Genomic DNA, 19,269 nt, shown 5'->3' with positions numbered 1-19,269 from the left:
GTTGGCGACAGGCCACACGACTTCCTCCGGCGAACCTCGCCGGGTCGCTTGGCCTCCGCCTAATCCGGTGCGGCCTCACGGCGACCGGAGCCGGGGACCCAACCGAACCCTGGGGTGAATCGGCCCAACTGCCCGACCGGGCAGAGGCCGTAGGGCATACCTTCCGGATCTGTCCGCCCGAACCCGACAGCTAACTCGGTAGGCGGAGCACGGAAGGAGTACGTCTGCCATGGCGCCGGAACGCACCCCGGGCCCTGGAGGCAGCAGCCTCCCCGGCATGCCCCGCTCCGCACCCGCGACAGTGGCCCGCTCCTCGGCGGACCTGGTCCCGCAGAGCCCCCACCCCACCTCCTTCGGCGGGGACGACGGGCCGAGCCACGAAGAGGTCCAGCAGCGGATCAGCTCGCTCTACGACCGGGCCGAGACCGCCACCGGGAACTACAACGCGACCCGCGCCATGACCACCGGTTCGCGCAATCGCCTCAACCCGGCCCGGGACAACGGGCGCAGGGGAGCCGACGCCACCCTCGACGACGTGTCCCGGCCCTGGTTCGACGTGGGCCGTGCGCAGTTGGGCCCGAGCGCGCCCGCGCGGCTGCCGGCCGACAGAATGCCGAAACGCGCGGCCGAGGCGCGCCCCGCGCCTTCCGTGACACGTCCGGACGGCGGACCCTCCGCCCGCGCCCTGGAGACCGCGGCCCGCCCCGTTCCGGAGCTGACCGCCGGACCGGGAGCGGGGCCCGTGGCCGAGCTGACCGCCGGACCGGCGGCAGGGCCTGTGGCGGAGCTTCCCTCCGGGCGGGCCGTGGCCGCGCTGCCGGCCGGGACCGGGGTGCGCCAGGAGGCCGTCAAGGCCCTGCCCGCGCCGGCCGCGGAGTCCGGCCACTCCTCGCTGAAGACCCGCAAGGAGCAGAACCGGCGCAAGCTCGCACTCGCCCGTGAGCTGCTGTCCCGGCACGCCGTCCGGCAGCGGAGCACCCCCGTCGCGGCCATCGAGGCGCAGCCGGCCCAGGAGGTCCGGCCCACCCCGGAGGAACAGACCCGTCGCGAGGCCGAGGAGCAGTGGCGGCGACAGCAGTCGGCCGGCCTGGGCATGGGCGCACCGGTGGACACGGCCGCCCGTGCGGGGATGGGCGCACCCGCCGGTATGGACGCGTCCCTCGGTGCGGGAATGCCCCTCGCCTCGGACATGACCTTCACTTCGGGCATGACGTTCGTCCCGGACACGGCGTTCGCCTCGGGCATGACCTTCACCTCGGACACGGCGTTCGCCCCGGATACGGCGTTCGCCTCGGGCATGACCTTCACCTCCGAAACGGCGTTCACCTCGGGCACGGCCTACGCTCCGGAGCTGTCCTACGCCCAGGACATGACGTACGCACCCGACCAGTTCCAGGCCCCTGAGCCGCTCCGTGCCCCGGACCTGCCTTTCGTCCCGGCTCCGCCCGTCGCAGCGGAGACGGCCTACATCCCCGCCATGACGTTTGCCCCCGCGCCTGCGCCTGCCCCGTCGGTCGTGTCCGCTCCGTTCGCGACGGCTGTCGCTCCCGACCCGTCCTTCGTCGCGGTCGCGCCTGTCGACGCGGGGGTGCCCACCGCCGCGGGCGTGGGCATGGGCATGGGCGGTGGCGACACGTCCGGCTCGGGGTACGACATGAAGTCCGCCAAGGCGGTGGCCTTCGCGCGTGCCCAGATCGGCAGGCCGTGCGTCTGGGGCGCGGCCGGGCCGGGCTCCTACGACTGCGCGGGCCTCACCCGGGCCGCGTGGACGGTGGCCGGGGTCGCACTCCCGCGTACCGCGCGCGACCAGGCGACGGCCACCACCGCGGTCCCGCTCACCGACATCCGTGCCGGCGACCTGATCTTCTTCTACGACGATGTCAGCCATGTCGGCCTCTACATCGGCAACGGCATGATGATCCACGCGCCGAGCCCGGGGGCGTACATACGCGAAGAGTCGATCTTCTACGCCGGACAGGCGGCGATCCACAGTGCCGCGCGGCCCGCGTAGGGGGCCGGGAGAGCCCGCCCACGGCTGCCGTCCCGCAGTCTGAAGAGGGGTCGCCGAGGCGACCGGTCCCGCACGGCCTGCCCGACGCCCGCGCCTACTTGGCGCGGGCGCCGGCCTTTCCCGCCCCGGAAAACGTCTCGGACAACGCCTCGGGCAGGCGCGCCCGGACACCCACCGATGCGTCGAACGGGCGCACGTGGACGGCGCCTTGTCCGAGACGGCCGTACACGTCGAGACTCCTGCGACGGCGTGGGCGCACAACTCGGCGCCAGAGGTGCCGCTTTGGCGCGGTCGGGGCGGTGGTCACCGGTGGATCGGGTCCGTCCGGCATGTACCCGCGCTGTTCGCGGTGTGTTCAGTCCGTGGTCGTCGGTGTGGCCGAGGCTTCGCCGGGAGCGTGAGCGCGCTCCTTGTCTGCCCGACCCCCTGAAAAGAGAACCGGCCACCTTGCGTACGCACTGGCGTGGACAAGCCCCCATCACCGCCGCCCTGATCCTCCTCGCCCTCGGACTGTCGGGTGCGCCGGTTTCGGCGCAGGACCCGTCCGCGGTGCGGATCAACGAGGTCGAGTCCAGCGGCGGCAGCCCCGGCGACTGGATCGAACTCGTCAACACCGGGACCGCCGCGGTCGACGTGTCCGGGTGGATCGTCAAGGACAACGACAACTCCCACTCCTACAAGGTCGCCAAGAAGACGTCGATCGCTCCGGGTGCGTTCCTGGCGCTGGACGTCGAGTCGTCGTTCGGGCTGGGGAGTTCGGACTCCGCGCGGCTGTTCCAGGCGGACGGTTCCACCCTGGTGGACTCCTACACCTGGACCGACCACGCCACCACCACGTACGGGCGGTGCGCGGACGGCACCGGCGCGTTCACGACCACGACCGCGTCGACCAAGGGCGCGGCGAACTCCTGCGGCACCACCGGCGGCGGGGGCGGCACCACGTGGCCGGGTGGCGCGGCGGTCACCGTCGCGGACGGTTCGAACGTGTTCGGGGAGAACCTCAGCGGGCTGTCCTTCGAGAGCGAGGGCGTCCTCTGGGCGGTGGACAACGGTCCCGGCAGGCTCTACCGGCTGGTGCCCAACGGCGCGACATGGCGTCCCGACCCGGCCGGCGGCTGGGGATCCGGCAAGGCTCTGCACTACGCGGGCGGCAGCGGCGACCCCGACGCCGAGGGTGTGGTCGTCACTCCCGACGGCATGTTCGTCGCCACCGAGCGCGACAACGGCAACAGCTCCACCAGCATGCCGAAGATCCTGCGCTTCGACGCCTCCTCCACCGCCTCGTCGCTGAACGCGACCGCCGAGTGGAACCTCACCTCCGACCTGCCCTCCCTGCCGGCCAACGCCGGGCCCGAGGGCATCTCGTGGGTCCCGGACACCTTCCTGACCGCGCACGGATTCCGCGACGAGCACACCGGTGCCGCCTACGACCCGGCCGGTTACCCCGGCCACGGCAGCGGCCTCTTCTTCGCCGGCGTGGAGGACAACGGCACCGTCTACGCCTACGCCCTCAACCAGTCCGGCGGCGGATACACCCGTGTCGCCACCATCACCAGCGGCTTTCCCGGTGTGATGGACCTGGAGTTCGAGCCCGCCACCGGACACCTCTGGGCGGCCTGCGACGACACCTGCCAGGGCCGGACCTCGACCCTCGACATCAACGCCCAGGGCAAGTTCGCCGTCACCCACACCTACGACCGGCCTACGGGCATGGCCAACTACAACAACGAGGGCTTCGCCATCGCCCCCCAGTCCGCCTGCGTCGGCGGCCACAAGCCGGTCCTGTGGTCCGACGACACCAACGACGGCGGCCACGCACTGCGCGCCGGCACGCTGAACTGCACCCCCTGACACCAGCGGGACGGGGCGGGACGGCCGACAGCCGCTCCCGCCCCGGTACCGGGAAGCCGGGGCCGGGCGGACGCCCGGTGCGCCGGCTCCTGCCGTTCCGCCCCTGCACGCCCCTCAGCGGGCGGGTGACCGGCGAGGCCGGTCCGCCCGGTGCGCGGGGGAGGCGATGCCCGCCGTACGGGACGTGGACGCCGTGTCGCCCCACGTGCCGTCCCCGAGCATGACCTCGGGGTCGAACATGACGATCACCGCGGCGACCAGGAGAACCATCAGCGGCCCGGCGATCATGACGAGGAGGAAGGCCAGCAGACCGGCGGAGGACTGCGAGGCCGAGGTCGCCCCGGTGAGGTGAACCGTGACGGCGGCCATCCCGGTGTAGTGCATGCCGGTCACGGCAACTCCCATGACGAGGCTCGCTCCCAGGCTCGCCCACAGCGCGTGCACGGAGACCGCAGCCCACAGGGCCGCGGTGGCCGCGACGACGGCGATCACCACGGACAACGCCACGGTCCCCACGTCGTAGTGCAGGTTCCCGTGGGTGCGGATGGCGGCCATGCCGAGGTAGTGCATCGCCGCCACACCGAGTCCGGTGATGACGCCGGCCACGCCGAGAGTGGCCGGACGGGTCCCCCGGTAGCCGACCAGGAACACCCCGATGGCGACGACGACGATGGCGACGACGAGGCTGAGCACGGTCGTTGTCGGGTCGTAGCGCACCAGGGCGCCCTGCACACTGAAGCCGATCATGGCGATGAAGTGCATGGTCCATATGCCGCAGCCGATGGACACGGCTCCCAGCGTCAGCCAGCCGGCTCTCCGGGCCTGGTGCGTCCGCCGCAGCGACCGTGTCGTGCACCGCAGCCCCAGCGCGGCTCCGAGGCAGGCCATCAGGTACGCGGCGATCGGGGTGACGGGCCCGTAGTAGAAGTCGGAAACGGTGGCGGTCATGGAGGCGGCCCCTTCTCATGCTGGACGGCAGGGGGAGGCCCCTGGAGCGTGGTGCGTATTCGTGCGGTGGTGTGACGTGCGTTCACACGCCCGGTTTCGCGGAGTCGGCGGTGACGTGGGCGCGGAGTCGGGCTGCGACCCTCCGGTCGGAAGGGCGCCGCGGCACCACGCTGTGTCGCGGAGGGGACGACGCGAGGTCGTTCCCCCCGGCGACCGCGTACGCGTACCGGCTCGGCCGGGCCGGCGCGCCCTGGCGCGCGGAGCCCTGGCGCGGGCAGGACGGTTCCAGCGGTCGGTTCAAGCCACTTGGCTGGCTTGTTCGCAATTCAAGCACACCTTGCGCACCTTTCCGCCCCATCCGGACTCCTCTCCTCCGGATAGACCTGCCGTCAGCTCTCGACGCGGAGGCGGTACTGACTCGCTGGGTCCGCGGCCGGGCGGCCAGGGGCGACGCGCGTGACGGGAGCCGGTCCGCGGGTCCGTGAGTCCGCGGGTTCCGGGGGGAACGGCGCTCCGGGGAGAACGGCGCTCCGGGCGGGCCGCTTTCAGGGGCGCCGGGCCGTGTCCTCGGCGTGGACGGTCCGACGGGTGGCGGGCTTCCGGCCCGCGGTCGTCGCGAGTTCGCGCAACCGGCGCCAGTTCAGGGGTGGTGGGGAATCGGGCACGCCGGGGCGTTTCCTGGGGACGCGGACGCGCAGGGCGCCCGGGGCGACGCGGCAGTGGACCGGGGCGGGCAGCATGAGGGCCTCGCCGTCGACACCGGCCTCGATCTCCGGTCGGTCCGCTTCGACGACCACCTCGCGGCTGGTGAGGACCGCGAGTCCCTCCGCGGCGCGGTCCAGCACCAGGGCCGCGGCCTCGGCCGCGCTGTCGACCTTGATGCCGAGGACGCCGAGCAGCCCGGAGTCGAGCCGCTCGCGGCGGCCGATCCCGGCCGGATCGTTCGTGCGGTAGGGGTTGTTGCTCACCAGCACGGCCTGCGGGGCGCCGAGCGTCGCGCCTTCGGTACGGGCGGTGAGCCGCGGCCCGACCCGGCGGGTGAGCAGCTCGGGCAGGAGCTCCAGGATGGTGCCGATCTTGTCGTCGCGGTACGCCGGGCTCTGGACGACCGCCGCGTAGGCGCCGAAGGAGGCGTTGTTGACGAACGGATGCCCTCCGGCGAAGCCGAGGTCCACCCTGAGTTCGACGCCGTCGGTGAGCGCGTCGAGGCAGCGTGCGGGGTCGTCGCGGTCGAGGCCGAGGTCCATCGCGAAGTGGTTGCGGGTACCCGCGCAGACGACCAGGAACGGCAGACCGTGCTCGGCGGCGACGGCCGCGACGAGCGCCTGGGTCCCGTCACCGCCCGCGACGCCCAGCAGATCGGCGCCGTCGGCGACGGCCGCCCGCGCCAGCGCGGTGACGTCCCGCTGTTCGTCGGGACCGAGGAGGGCGACCCGCGCGCCGAGCCGCTCGGCTTTCTCCACCAGGCCGAACCTCGCCACCTTCCCGCCCCCGGAACGCGGGTTCATGACGAGGAAGGGGCGGCGCGGGGGCGGCGTCCTGCGTTCCCTGGCGGGCCGGGAGCGGGGGTGGTCGCCGCGCAGCGCGTAGCGCCCGGTCCAGACAGCCACGGCCCACAGCAGCAGGGACACCGGGACGGCCCACAGCAGGGAGAGCGCGAACAGGGTGACGACGGCGGCGGGTGCGGCCATCGCCAGCAGCGCCGACACCCAGCGCAGCGGGCCGCGCCGGGTCAGCGTCCACCATGCCGCGGCCGCGGTGACGACCACGCCGACGAACGCGAGGGCGAGCAGCAGTACGCCGCTCAGGCCGCCCTTGGCCAGCGGCAGCAGCACCGCCAGCGCCGCCGCGGCCAGTGCGGCTCTGGCCGCCCATCGCTGTCCGCCACGGGTCGCGCCGCTCGTGTCCTCGGTCATCGCTCCTCCAGAGATGCGCCGACGCGCCGGTGCGGGGATGCGCGTGCGCACGGAAGCACGGCAGCACGGATCGACGGTGCCCGGGCCGGTGCGGTCCACTCCACCACACACGGCGCGCTGAGCGATCAAGGACCCGGTGCGGGCGCGGGCCGTCACCCGGGAAGGGGATCCGGGCGAGCCGGCCGGGCGGCGGCGTGCGAGGAGCCGTCGGTACCCCCGGGGAACGGGAACGGCGCGACTGATGCACGATGGGCGGCGGCGGGCCCCGGCGACACGGCCGGGTCCGCCGCGCAAAGGGACAGTCGCGCAAAGGGACAGCGCCGCGAGAGGACAGCGGCGCGGAGGGGTATAAGCGATGAGCGCAGACCGGGGCCGGGTCCTGGTCGTCGACGACGACGCGGCGATACGCCGCTCGCTGGAGCGCGGACTGCGGCTCGGCGGATTCACCGTGGACCTGGCCGACGGCGGCCGCCCGGCGCTGGCCGTGGCCCGGACGAGACCACCGGACGTGATCGTGCTGGACATCTCCATGCCGGACCTCAACGGCATCGAGGTGTGCAGGACACTGCGGGGCGACGGCAACGACGTACCCGTGCTGATGCTCTCCGCGCTCGACGAGACCGCCGACCGGATCGCGGGACTCCAGGCCGGCGGCGACGACTATCTGGTCAAACCCTTCGCCCTGCGGGAGCTCGTGCTGCGCCTGGAGGCACTGTTGCGCCGCAGACCGCCGCGCGACACCGACACCGTACGGGTCGGCGGCCTGCTGATGGACCCCGCCGCCCGCACGGTCAGCCTCGACGGCCGGCCGGTGGACCTGACCCGGCGCGAGTTCGAGCTCCTGCACGTCCTCGCGCGCAACGCCGGCCTCGTACTCAGCAGGGACCAACTCCTGGACCGCGTATGGGGATACGACTTCGACGTGCGCACCGACGCGGTGGACACCTTCGTCAGTTACCTGCGCCGCAAACTGGAGACCCGGGACCGCGCGCGGATCATCCACACCGTACGGGGAGTGGGCTTCGTCCTGCGGGACGACCGGGCGGGGGAACAGCGGTGAGACTGTCCACACGGATCGCGCTGGCCGTCGGCGCCACCGTGCCCGTCCTGGTCCTCGCGACCGGCTGGCTGCTGCTGCGGCTGGTCGCGGCGGATCTCCACGACCAGCAGGACGCCCATCTGCGCGAGCGTGCGACGACCGTGGCCAAGGACGCCCGGGGACTGCTGCGCGCGAGTGCCGCCGACCGGTCGGCGGCGGTGGAACAGGCGCGACAGCGAAGGCTGTTCACCTCGGCCCTGGACGTCGGCGTCCGGCTGATCGGCCCGGACGAGACCTTCACCGGCGGACCACAGCCGGACGCCGGAGCACCGCTGCCTCCGAGCGCGCCGGTTCCGGTCACACTGAGGGCCGACGGCCACAGCTGGCGGATCCTGTCGACCCCGGTGACCGGGGCCCGGCCCGGAGTGCGCGGCACCCTGTGGCTGTTCGCGTCGGACACCGCCGCCGACACCCAACTGCGGCTGGTCCGGCGGCGCGCGGTGTCCGTCGCGCTGCTCGCCGCGCCGCTGTCCGGACTGCTCGCCTGGGGTGTCGCAGCGCGGGCGAGCCGGCCGCTGCGCCGTCTGCAACACCGCGCGAGTGGCTTGGACCCGCGTTCCAGTCCGGCCCGCCTGGACCACACCCCGACGCGTATCGCCGAGGTCGACGATCTCGCGCACACCCTGCAGACGGTCCTGGCCCGCTACGACGAACAGGCCGCCAGAACGGCCGAGGCACTGGCCACCGCACGCTCCTTCGCCTCCGCCGCCTCGCACGAACTGCGCACTCCCCTGATGAGCATGCAGACCAATCTGGAGATCCTCGCCGGGCATCCCGGACTCGCCGGAGCCGACCGCGACGAGGTGCTGCACGACCTGCGCCGCGAGCACGCCCGGCTGCTGGGTCTCCTGGTGATGCTGCGCGACCTCGGCCGCGGGGACCTCGTCGAGGCCGACGCCTTCGGTCCCGTGGACCTGGCCGACGTCGTCGAGGCGAGCACGGAGGAACAGCGGCGGCGCCATCCCCGCGCACTGCTGTCCGGACACCGCGCGCCCGGCCTGCGGGTGCACGGCTGGGAACCGGGACTGCGGACCGTGGTGGACAACCTCCTGGTCAACGCCCTGGTGCACGGGCACGGGGAGGGGCGGCCCGCGCAGGTGGAGGTGAGCCTGCGCGCGAGCGGCACCGACGTGCTCCTCGTCGTCGACGACCATGGCCCCGGCATCCCGCCCGACCTGCGCACGCAGGTCTTCGAACGCTTCCGGCGCCGGCCCGACAGTCCGGGCTCCGGCCTCGGACTCACCCTGGTCGCCCAGCAGATCGCCCTGCACCGGGGTCGTATCCGGGTCCTGGACCGGCCGGCGGGGCCCGGCACCCGTATCGAGGTCGCGCTGCCGCTCGTCAACGGCGTGGCGGACGAAGGGAGCACGCTGCCGCTCCGGCGCAACTGGATGATCGAGGCCGCCGACCGGCCACAAGATTTCCACAAGGACGACTCCTAGGTTCCGCGGTGTGCGGGCAACCGCCCGTGAACACGGAGGAGTTCGTCATGCCAAGCACCAGGAAGACCGTCGTCGCATTGGTCGCCGTGGGAACGCTGCTCGGCGCCGCGGGCGTCGCCGCGGCGGACACCGGGTCTCCCGCGCCGTCCGGCGCGCCCACGGGCGACGGCGCGGCGGCGCTGTGCCGGCGCGCGCCCAAGACCGACCAGCGGATCGACAAGATCCTCGACCGGCTGGACGCGGACGCGTCCCGGCGCGGTTCCGTCGCCCGCCTCGAACAGCGCGTCGCCAACGCCAAGGCGGCGGGACACACGGAGATCGAGAGTTACCTCAATGACCGGCTCACCTTCCGGCGCTCCCTGATCCCCACCTTGGAGGCACGTCGGAAGGACCTGTCCCAGGTCGAGAAGTGGTGCGACGCCCACGACAACGGGAACGCGAAGTGAGGGGCGCGCGCCGCGTCGCACCGGCCGGGCTTGCCGCCGTGGCCGTCCTGCTGCTGGCGGGCTGTGGTCACGGCGCGGACGCCGGGCAGCCGGCGCCCGCTTCCTCGTCCTCCACGGACCTCGGCCACCTGCGGAAGCTGGTCGACGACGCCGATTCGGCGGCGAGCAAGGCGGAGTCGGACATGGCCCGGGAGTGACCACGGCGGTCCATGGGCGCCCGGTCCATGGGCGTCCGGTCCATGGGCGTCCGGTCTCCGTCCCCGGAGCGGGGCGCCTGCGGAAGTGACGTCGGACCGAGGCTGTGTAACGGGGACCCGGCAGGGGAGGCGGTACGGCAGGCGGGCAGGCGGGCAGGCGGTCGGCGGTACGGCGGGCGGTACGGCCGGTGGGGATGGGCCGGCATCCTCACCCGCCGTGCCGGTGCACCGCGTCGTCCCGGCCGTCCCGGCACCCGGCCGAAGGGCGGCGTGCGGGGCCGGATCAGGGCGGCGTGCCAGGGCTGGACGGCGGACCCCCGGGACGGATCCGGTGGTGACCGTCGACGGGGTGGGTCATGAGATGCGGGCGGTGCGGATGCTCGGAGGCGACCCGTTCGACGATCAGAAGGGCGGCGTCGTCGGCGGGCCGGTCGCCGACGTGGGCGAGGAGGTCGTCGTGGATGTGACGCAGCAGGGCGTCGGGTCCGGCGCCCGGGAACGTGGCCGCCCGCTCGGCGAGCGGGTAGAAGGCCCCCGTCGGTGAGCGGGCCTCGATGACGCCGTCGGTGTAGAGCAGCAGGATGTCGCCCACCTCGAAGACGAACGGGTCGGAGTGGTGGCGCGCGGCGGGCATTTCACACAGACCCAGCGGGGGCACCGGGTGCTGGGCGTACAGGATCTCGATCTTGTCGTCGCGCAGCAGCAGGGGCGGGGGATGGCCGCAGTTGATCATCTCGACCTGGGTGCCGTGGTCGGGGATGTCGAGGACGAGCGCGGTGATGAAGTGCTCGCCGGGATCGTGCTCGGTGTCGGCCACCTCGTCGAGGTCCCGGCACACACTCGCCTCGAGCGCCGCCGTCAGTTCGGGCAGCGTGGCGTACCGCTGGGCGCCCTCGCGGAACGCGCCGAGCGCCACCGACGCCTCGCCGATCGAGGACATGCCCTTGCCGCGGACGTCCCCGATGACCAGCCGGGTGGACGCGTGGGCGGAGCGGGCCACCGCGAAGAGGTCGCCCCCGATCCGGGCCTCGTCCTCGGCCGCCAGATACAGCCAGGCCACCCGCAGCGGCCCGATCCGGCGGGGTGGCGGCCGCAGCAGAACACGCTGCGCCGTCTCGGCCACCGAACGTGACCGGCTCAGCTCCAGTGCTCTCCGCTCCCGGAGGTGGCATACGAAGACCACCAGCGCGGAAAGCACAGTGAGGGCGATGATCTGCGCCACGTGGTTGGCCGTGGTCAGGCCGCCGTGCAGCACCGCGATGCACACCTGGGCGGCCACGGCCAGCACTCCGACCAGGGCGGTCAGTCGTGGGCCGGCCAGTGAGGCGGTGAGCGCGGGCGCGATGACCAGCAGCGGGCCGAGATGGATGTCGGCCGGTGAGTGGATGTCCACCACCGTGATCACTACGATCAGCGCGACGGGGATCGCCACCAGTCCGCGGCCTGGCGGCTGCTCCACGAGGCGGTCCACTGACATGCGACGGACGCTCACCTCCCCATTTTCCCCCGGACCCGGAGCACCTGCTCCCCGGCGCCCGGTCCGGAGTCCCGCGGGGGCCGGACGGCTCCCGCCCGACTCTAGGGATGTCCTCAGAAACAAGAGGTCATAAGTCGCCCTTATGGGGTCATAGATCCAACCCGAGTACTGACTAAGGCATGCCTTAGCTTAGGCTTCCGGGCGAATCACCCTGCCCCCTTCGAAGGGAATCTGATCATGCCTCGCCCTCTGCGGGTAGCCATTGTCGGAGCCGGTCCCGCCGGCATCTACGCCGCCGACGCGCTGCTGAAGTCCGCAGTGGCCGTCGAGCCCGGTGTGTCCATCGACCTCTTCGAGCGGATGCCGGCCCCCTTCGGCCTGATCCGCTACGGCGTCGCCCCGGACCACCCGCGGATCAAGGGCATCATCACGGCCCTGCACCAGGTGCTCGACAAGCCGCAGATACGTCTCTTCGGCAATGTCGACTACCCGGGGGACATCAACCTGGACGACCTGCGCGCCTTCTACGACGCGGTGATCTTCTCCACGGGCGCCACGGCGGACCGGGCCCTGGACATACCCGGCATCGGCCTCGACGGCTCGTACGGCGCGGCGGACTTCGTCTCCTGGTACGACGGGCACCCGGACGTGCCGCGGACCTGGCCCCTCGAAGCGGAGAAGGTCGCCGTCCTCGGCGTCGGCAACGTCGCGCTCGACGTCGCGCGCATCCTCGCGAAGACCGCCGAGGAACTGCTGCCGACCGAGATCCCGCCGAACGTCCACGAGGGACTCCAGGCCAACAAGGCGCTGGAGGTCCACGTCTTCGGCCGCCGAGGCCCGGCGCAGGCCAAGTTCAGCCCGATGGAGCTGCGGGAACTGGACCACTCCCCGAACATCGAGGTCATCGTCGACCCCGAGGACATCGACTACGACGACGGCTCGATCGCCACCCGGCGCGGCAACAAGCAGGCCGACATGGTCGCCAAGACGCTGGAGAACTGGGCCATCCGCGACGTCGGCGACCGGCCGCACAAGCTGTTCCTGCACTTCTTCGAGTCACCGACCGAGATCCTCGGTGAGGACGGCGAGGTCACCGGCCTGCGCACCGAGCGCACCGTCCTCGACGGCACCGGCAACGTCAAGGGCACCGGCACCTTCAAGGACTGGGACGTCACGGCCGTCTACCGCGCCGTGGGCTACCTGTCCGACAAGCTCCCCAAGCTGCCCTGGGACGTCGAGTCCGGCACGGTCCCCGACGCGGCGGGCCGGGTGATCGAGGAGACCGGCGAGCACCTGCGGTCGACGTACGTCACCGGCTGGATCCGGCGTGGGCCGGTGGGCCTGATCGGTCACACCAAGGGCGACGCCAACGAGACCGTCGCCGGCCTGCTCGACGATCACGCGGGCGGCCGTCTGCCCACGCCCGCCGCGCCCGAGCCGGAGGCCGTGGACGCGTTCCTGAAGGAGCGCGACGTCCGCTTCACCACGTGGGAGGGCTGGCACCGGCTGGACGCCGCGGAGAAGGCGCTCGGCGAACCGCAGGGCCGCGAGCGGGTGAAGCTCGTCGAGCGCGAGGACATGCTCGACGCCAGCGGGGCGTAGGTCCGAGCCCCCGTGGGAGGTGGCCCCCGCCTCCCACGGCTGTCGGCCGCGTCCGCGCTGGGCGCCGCCGGATCGGATGGGTCCTGAGCTCTCCGGTGAATCGTGTCGGGGAACTGTCGATGCCTACTGGCTACCGTGTCGCCGCACCGGTGAGCCTCGCCGGCCGTCACCCACGCCCGCCGGCCGCGCCGGTGACCTGATCCCGATGCCGGGCGCCTGACGTCAGGCGGGGCGCCAGGTGGTGCGGCGTACGGCTCGATTCAGCGCGCGGCACGTCCCGGCGCGCGCCTCACTCCGCGTCCGCTGAGGCCGTACCGGACGCCGGTGGGCGCGGACCCGGTGCGCCCACCCGCAGACCGTCCATCACCAGGTCCAGCAGACGTGCGGCGCGCGGCTGCCAGTCCCCGTGCGCGTCCATCTGCCAGAGGCCGGCGATCGCGAGGACGAAGTCGTCGGGGGTCACCCCCGGGCGGATGGTGCCCGCGCGCTCGTTGGCGTCGAGAAGCAGCGAGACGGCCGAGGAGACCGCGCCGTGCCCCAGCCTGGTCAGGGTGCCCCGGGTCACCGTGGACGCGCGCAACGCCTCGGCCAGGCCCGCCTTGGCCATGGCGTACTGCGCCAGCCGGTCCATCCACTCCCGCAGCGCCCGGTCCGGAGCGCGGGTCTCCAGCAGCTGGGCCGCGGTGTCGGCGAGCTGCTGCACCTCGTAGCGGTAGACCTCCAGGACCAGTGCCTCGCGGTTGGGGAAGTTCCGGTAGAACGTTCCCTGCCCCACGCCCGCCTTCTTGGCGATCGCGCTGAGCGGGGTGTCCGAGGAGCGGGTCAGTTCCGCCAGGGCCACTTCGAGGATGCGCTCCCGGTTGCGCTGCGCGTCCGAACGCAGCGGGGCGTCCTTCTTCTGCTGCATCCGTCCCCCTTCCGGAAGCCGTGGCACTCGCGACCGAGGCCGGGCCTTGATAAGTGGACAGCTGTCCGCTAAGTTCGGAGCTAGTGGACAGCTGTCCACTTAGGTTCACCATAGCGTGAGATCCGGCCACCGGGGACTGTTCGGTGCCCCTCGAAACCGGCCCCGCCCCACACCCCGTGCGGGCGGCCCCGGCCCGTCCGCCGCCACCCACCAGCGCACAGCGCCATTCCCTTCCCCCGCGATCCCGTGACCCCGCGACTCGGCGAAAGAAGGCTGATCATGGCCCCATCGACGTCCAGCGCCATCACTCTGAACATCAATGGCGAGAAGTACACGCTGCCCGTCGACCACCGCACCACCCTGCTCGACGCGTTGCGTGAGCATCTCGATCTGACGGGTACCAAGAAGGGCTGCGACCAGGGCCAGTGCGGCGCCTGCACGGTGCTGCTCGACGGGCGCAGGGCCGTCTCCTGTCTGCAACTCGCCGTCGCCGCGGAGGGCCGCGACATCACCACCATCGAAGGTGTGGCGGACGGGGAGCGGCTGCATCCCGTGCAGCAGGCCTTCCTCGACCTCGACGGCTACCAGTGCGGCTACTGCACACCGGGCCAGATCTGCTCGGCCCTCGGTGTGATCGAGGAGCACGCGGCGGGCTGGCCGAGCGCCGTGACCGCCGACGTGCGGCCAGAAGCGGGCGTCCCGCCGCTCACCGCGGAGGAGATCCGGGAGCGGATGAGCGGCAACCTGTGCCGCTGCGGTGCCTACGTGTCGATCGTGCAGGCCGTCGCCCGGGCGGCACGGGACGGGGCCGTCCGCGCGGGGGAAGGCACCCCGCCCGTCCGTGCCGTGCGGCCGGACGTCATGGAATCCGACGTCATGGAACCGGACGTCATGGAATCCGGTGCCGGGGAGTCCGGTGCCGGGGAAGCCGCGGCCATGGAGACGGAAGCGGCCGAGGAACCCGGCGAGACCGGTGCGGATGCCAAGGAGGCTGCGGCATGAGGGAGTTCGGCTACGAGCGTGTCTTCGACGTGGCGGGCGCGGTCGCCCTGCTGGGCGCCGACCCCGAGGCGCGCTGTCTCGGCGGCGGCACCAACCTCGTCGACCTGATGAAGAGCGGGGTGGAGCGGCCCGCTCGCCTTGTCGATGTGCGTGAACTCCCTCTGGACCAGATCGAGTTCACCCAAGGTGGCGGGCTGCGCGTCGGCGCGACCGTCACCAACAGCGACCTCGCCGCACACCCCGAAGTGCGGCGTCGCTACCCGGCGTTGGCGCAGGCCGTCCTGGCCGGTGCCTCGGGGCAGCTGCGCAACATGGCCACGGTCGGCGGGAACCTGCTCCAGCGCACCCGCTGCGGCTACTTCACCGACCTGGCGAAACCCTGCAACAAGCGTGTTCCCGGCAGTGGTTGTCCCGCCGTCGAGGGCGAGCACCACAACCACGCCGTCCTCGGTGCCTCGGCGCACTGTGTCGCCACGCACCCTTCCGACATGGCGGTGGCCCTCACCGCCTTCGACGCCGTCGTCACGTACGAAACCCTCGACGGGCCGGGCGAGTTGCCGCTCGCGGAGTTCTATCTTCCGGTGGGCGACACTCCGCACCGGGAGACCGCCCTGCCGTCCGGCGCGCTGATCACCGGCGTCACGGTGCCCGCCGCCGCGGTCGCCGCCCGCTCCCGCTACCGCAAGGTGCGCGAGCGGGCCTCGTACGCCTTCGCGATCGGCTCGATCGCCGCCGCGCTCGACGTCCGCGAAGGGGTCGTGCGCGAGGTGCGCCTCGCCTTCGGAGCGGTGGCGTCCCGGCCGTGGCGTGCCCGGGAGGCCGAGCGGGTGCTGCTGGGGGGACCGGCGGACGCCGACGCCTTCGCCGCCGCCGCGGACGCCGAACTGGCGGGGGCCGAACCGCTGCCCCACAACGGATACAAGGTGCCCCTGACGCGCAATCTCGTCGTGGCGACGCTGACCGAGCTCACCGAGGAGGCCACCCGATGACCACGATGACCACGACGACCACGACGACCACGACGAACACGGCGACGACCACGGCGAACACGGCGACGACGACCACGACGGGCTCGGCCGCCGCGGCCGTCGGCACCGCGCACACCCGTGTGGAGGGCGTGGCCAAGGTGACCGGAGCGGCTCGCTACGCCGGTGAGGTGCCGTATCCCGGACTCGCCCACGGCTGGCTGGTGCTGTCCACCGTGGCCCGGGGCCGTATCCGCGCCGTGGGGTCCGCGCCCGTCCTCGCGATGCCGGGCGTCCTCGCCGTCCTGCACCACGAGAACGCCCCACGCCTCAACGGCGGTTACACGAACGCCTTCGGCGTGCCCGACCCGATCGCCCAGATCTTCCAGGGGGACCACGTACCGTACTCCGGCTGGCCGGTGGCGCTCGTCGTCGCCGAGACACCCGAGCAGGCGAGGGAGGCCGCCGAGGCGCTCGTCGTCGAGTACGACGCGGAGCCGCACGACGTCGTGTTCGCCGCCGGGCTTCCCGGTGTGTACACGCCGGAGAGCGCCCCCGCCGGGACGAAGGGCGACCTGGAGACCGAACTCGCCGCGTCCGCCGTCGTGGTGGACGCCGAGTACAGCACTCCGGAGGAGCACCACAGCCCCATGGAGCCGCACGCGGCGGTCGCCCGCTGGGACGGCGGCCGGCTCGAGGTGATCGACTCCAACCAGGGCAGCAGGTTCGTGGCGGACGAACTGGCGAAACTGTTCTCGCTCGACCCCGAGTCGGTCCGGGTGCGGTCCGAACACGTGGGAGGCGGCTTCGGTTCCAAGGGGACCCGCCCCCACTCCGTCGCCGCCGCGATGGCCGCGACCGTACTGCACCGGCCGGTCAGGGTCGTCATGACCAGGCGTCAGATGTTCTCCCTCGTCGGCTACCGCAGCCCCACGGCGCAGCGGGTCAGGCTCGGCGCCGACGCGGACGGACGGCTGCGCGCGGTCGAGCACCGTTCCGAGAGCCTCACCTCGACCGTCCACGAGTTCGTCGAGCGGTGCGCCGAGTACGGGCGCGCGATGTACGGCTCCGACGCGCACCACTCCGCCAGCCGCGTCGTACGGCTCGACGTGCCGACGCCGAGCTGGATGCGGGCCCCGGGGGAGGCGCCGGGTTCCTTCGCGCTGGAGTCCGCGATCGACGAACTCGCCGAGAAGTGTGGCCTCGACCCGATCGAACTGCGTCTGCGCAACGAGCCGGACGTGGGACCCGTCTCCGGGCTGCCGTTCAGCAGCCGCAATCTGGCCGGGTGCTTCGAGGAGGGGGCACGCAGGTTCGGCTGGGCGGGCCGTGACCCGCGCCCGGGAGTCCGCCGCGAGGGACGCTGGCTGCTCGGCACCGGCACGGCCGCGGCCACCTTCCCGATGCTGTCCGCCCCGTCCACGGCGGCCGTGACGGCTGAGCCCGACGGCACCTTCACCGTACGGATCACCGCCTCGGACATCGGGACCGGGGCGCGGACCGCGCTCACCCTGGTCGCCGCGGACGCGCTGGAGACGGAGCCGGAGCGGATCCGGATGCGGATCGCGGACAGCGACTTCGGCCCGGCGATGATCGCCGGCGGCTCGATGGGAACCCGCTCCTGGGCCTGGGCGATCCGGGTCGCCGCGGCCGAGCTGCGGGAGCGGCTGGGCCTGGGCGCCGCCGTCCCACCGGAGGGGATCACGGCACGCTCGGACACCTCCCAGGCCGTCGGCGCGCTGCCGCCGATGGAACGGCACACCTTCGGGGCGCAGTTCGCCGAGGTCGCCGTCGACGTCACGAGCGGGGAGGTGCGGGTGCGCCGGATGCTCGGCGTCTTCGCCGCGGGCCGCATCGTCAACCCGCTGACCGCGCGCGGGCAGTTCGTCGGCGGCATGGTCTGGGGCCTGTCCATGGCGCTGCACGAGGAGGCGGTCCGGGACCGGGCCACGGGTGGCCATGTCGGGGCGGACCTGGCCGGCTACCACTTCGCCGCGCACGCCGACGTACCGCATGTCGAGGCGGACTGGGTGGACGATCCGGACCCGGACGACCCGGTCGGCATCAAGGGCATCGGTGAGATCGGCGTCGTCGGAGCCGCCGCGGCGATCGCCAACGCGGTCTGGCACGCGACCGGCGAACGCCACCGGAACCTGCCGATCCGCCCTGACCGGGTCCTGCTCGCCGGGACGGTGGCGGAAGGGGATCCCGGTGCTTGACCTCGCCGGCGAGCTGCACCGCTGGTCCGACGAGGGCCGGGACTTCGCCGTCGCCACGGTCGTGGGCGTCGGCGGCAGCGCGCCGCGCGGTCCGGGCGCCGCCCTCGCCGTGGACGGGGACGGCACGGCCGTCGGCTCGGTCTCCGGGGGATGTGTCGAGGGGGCCGTGTACGACCTGTGCGTCCAGGCCCTCCGGGACGGCCGGACGGTGCTGGAACGGTTCGGGTACAGCGACGCGGACGCCTTCGCGGTGGGGCTGACCTGTGGCGGTGTCCTCGATGTCCTGGTCACGCCGGTCCGCGCGGACGCACCGGACCGGAAGGTGTTCGAGGCGGCGCTGGCGGCCGCGGCCCGCGGCGAGCCGGCCGCTGTCGCCCGGGTGGCCCGGGGACCGGCCGAACTGCTGGGCGGGGCGTTGCTCGTCCGCCCCGACGAGGCGTACGGGCCACCGGTCGAGGGAGGCCTCAGCGGGTCCCCGGCGCTGGACGGCACCGCGGTGGCGGAGGCCCGCGGCATGCTCACGGCGGGGCGTACCGGCACGGTCGAGGTCTCCGAGGACGGTTCGCGGTGCCCCGGGGGCGTGACGCTGTTCGTGGAGTCCAGCCTGCCGCCGCCCCGTCTGATCGTCTTCGGCGCCGTCGACTTCGCCGCGGCGCTGGTGCGGGTCGGCAAGTTCCTCGGCTACCACGTGACCGTGTGCGACGCCCGCCCCGTCTTCGCCACCCGGGTCCGCTTCCCCGAGGCGGACGACATCGTCGTCGACTGGCCGCACCGCTACCTCCGGCGCACCGGGACCGACGAGCGGACGGTCCTGTGCGTGCTCACCCACGACGCCAAGTTCGACGTACCGCTGCTGGAGGCGGCCCTGCGGATGCCGGCGGCCTTCGTCGGGGCCATGGGGTCGCGCCGCACCCACGAGGACCGCGAGCGGCGGCTGCGCGAGGCCGGTGTCACCGAGCGGGAGCTGTCCCGGCTGAGGTCCCCGATCGGGCTCGACCTCGGGGCCCGCACGCCGGAGGAGACCGCGCTGTCCATCGCGGCGGAGATCGTCGCGGCCCGGGAGGGCGGCACCGGCGCTCCGCTGACCGGCTCGCGGACGCCGATCCACCGCGACGGGGGAGGCGGCCCGGCCGACGGTGCGACCGACGGCGCGACCGGGACGCGGGAGGCCGCCTGACGGGTGGCGG

Annotated in this window: 13 protein-coding genes, 2 pseudogenes and 1 riboswitch; of the genes and pseudogenes, 11 read left to right on the top strand and 4 right to left on the bottom strand. The window is 73.1% G+C overall.

The genetic code is table 11. The annotated features are described in order from the left end of the window. Positions 1–46 precede the first annotated feature (46 nt). Positions 47–221: riboswitch (cyclic di-AMP (ydaO/yuaA leader) on the top strand. Positions 222–1,657: 1,436 nt separating this feature from the next. Continuing rightward, positions 1,658–2,011: pseudogene (locus ABZV34_RS20170) on the top strand (C40 family peptidase); the annotation flags it as partial. Positions 2,012–2,458: 447 nt separating this feature from the next. Further along, positions 2,459–3,862: a lamin tail domain-containing protein gene (locus ABZV34_RS20165; protein WP_356278121.1), complete on the top strand. Its 1,404-nt coding sequence runs from the start codon at positions 2,459–2,461 to the stop codon at positions 3,860–3,862. 114 nt (positions 3,863–3,976) lie between these two features. Here the strand turns inward: ABZV34_RS20165 and ABZV34_RS20160 are convergent, their stop codons facing one another. Together ABZV34_RS20160 and ABZV34_RS20155 are read right to left on the bottom strand one after the other, a co-directional pair. Then, positions 3,977–4,810, bottom strand: coding sequence for an MHYT domain-containing protein (locus ABZV34_RS20160; RefSeq protein WP_356278118.1), 834 nt, complete (start codon positions 4,808–4,810; stop codon positions 3,977–3,979). Positions 4,811–5,355: 545 nt separating this feature from the next. After that, on the bottom strand, positions 5,356–6,726 hold the full coding sequence (locus ABZV34_RS20155) for a diacylglycerol kinase family protein (protein WP_356278115.1): 1,371 nt from the start codon (positions 6,724–6,726) through the stop codon (positions 5,356–5,358). Between the two features lie 355 nt (positions 6,727–7,081). On the opposite strand from ABZV34_RS20155, the gene ABZV34_RS20150 reads away from it, so the two are divergent. Genes ABZV34_RS20150 through ABZV34_RS20135 form a run of 4 tightly spaced genes read left to right on the top strand, consistent with a single transcriptional unit; the run spans position 7,082 to position 9,910 of the window. Further along, positions 7,082–7,786, top strand: coding sequence for a response regulator transcription factor (locus ABZV34_RS20150; protein WP_356278112.1), 705 nt, complete (start codon positions 7,082–7,084; stop codon positions 7,784–7,786). After that, the gene (locus ABZV34_RS20145) at positions 7,783–9,267 is read left to right on the top strand and encodes a HAMP domain-containing sensor histidine kinase (protein WP_356278109.1); all 1,485 of its coding nucleotides are present in this window, start codon (positions 7,783–7,785) and stop codon (positions 9,265–9,267) included. Before ABZV34_RS20150 ends, ABZV34_RS20145 begins: the two co-directional genes overlap by 4 nt. A 47-nt stretch (positions 9,268–9,314) precedes the next feature. After that, complete coding sequence (locus ABZV34_RS20140; protein WP_356278106.1) at positions 9,315–9,713, top strand: hypothetical protein; 399 nt, start codon at positions 9,315–9,317, stop codon at positions 9,711–9,713. Then, positions 9,710–9,910 (top strand): hypothetical protein, encoded by a 201-nt coding sequence (locus tag ABZV34_RS20135; RefSeq protein WP_329285763.1) that lies wholly within the window; start codon positions 9,710–9,712, stop codon positions 9,908–9,910. The genes ABZV34_RS20140 and ABZV34_RS20135 overlap by 4 nt, the downstream gene beginning before the upstream one ends. A gap of 283 nt (positions 9,911–10,193) precedes the next feature. Here the strand turns inward: ABZV34_RS20135 and ABZV34_RS20130 are convergent, their stop codons facing one another. Next, entirely contained in the window at positions 10,194–11,387 is a 1,194-nt protein-coding gene (locus ABZV34_RS20130) for a PP2C family protein-serine/threonine phosphatase (protein WP_356278103.1), read from the bottom strand. A 237-nt stretch (positions 11,388–11,624) separates the two neighbouring features. Here ABZV34_RS20130 and ABZV34_RS20125 point away from each other — a divergent pair, with 237 nt between their 5' ends. Beyond that, a complete protein-coding gene (locus tag ABZV34_RS20125) occupies positions 11,625–12,989 on the top strand; it encodes an FAD-dependent oxidoreductase (RefSeq protein ID WP_356278100.1) in 1,365 nt (454 codons plus the stop codon). Between the two features lie 289 nt (positions 12,990–13,278). Here ABZV34_RS20125 and ABZV34_RS20120 read toward each other — a convergent pair whose 3' ends face one another. Then, a complete protein-coding gene (locus ABZV34_RS20120; protein WP_356278097.1) occupies positions 13,279–13,896 on the bottom strand; it encodes a TetR/AcrR family transcriptional regulator in 618 nt (205 codons plus the stop codon). 279 nt (positions 13,897–14,175) lie between these two features. Between ABZV34_RS20120 and ABZV34_RS20115 the strand changes: the two are divergent. The 4 genes and pseudogenes from ABZV34_RS20115 to ABZV34_RS20100 all read left to right on the top strand — a co-directional run. Next, positions 14,176–14,694, top strand: a pseudogene (locus ABZV34_RS20115) (2Fe-2S iron-sulfur cluster-binding protein); the annotation flags it as partial. Positions 14,695–14,894: 200 nt separating this feature from the next. Next, positions 14,895–15,887 (top strand): xanthine dehydrogenase family protein subunit M, encoded by a 993-nt coding sequence (locus ABZV34_RS20110; protein ID WP_356278094.1) that lies wholly within the window; start codon positions 14,895–14,897, stop codon positions 15,885–15,887. 5 nt (positions 15,888–15,892) lie between these two features. Then, positions 15,893–18,082 (top strand): xanthine dehydrogenase family protein molybdopterin-binding subunit, encoded by a 2,190-nt coding sequence (locus tag ABZV34_RS20105; RefSeq protein ID WP_356278313.1) that lies wholly within the window; start codon positions 15,893–15,895, stop codon positions 18,080–18,082. Then, positions 18,075–19,259, top strand: coding sequence for an XdhC/CoxI family protein (locus tag ABZV34_RS20100; RefSeq protein WP_356278091.1), 1,185 nt, complete (start codon positions 18,075–18,077; stop codon positions 19,257–19,259). Before ABZV34_RS20105 ends, ABZV34_RS20100 begins: the two co-directional genes overlap by 8 nt. Positions 19,260–19,269 lie beyond the last annotated feature (10 nt).

The sequence above is a fragment of the Streptomyces sp. NPDC005195 genome (assembly GCF_040608315.1).
Lineage (GTDB): Bacteria > Actinomycetota > Actinomycetes > Streptomycetales > Streptomycetaceae > Streptomyces > Streptomyces kaempferi.
This window is presented reverse-complemented; position numbering and strand designations above follow the sequence as displayed.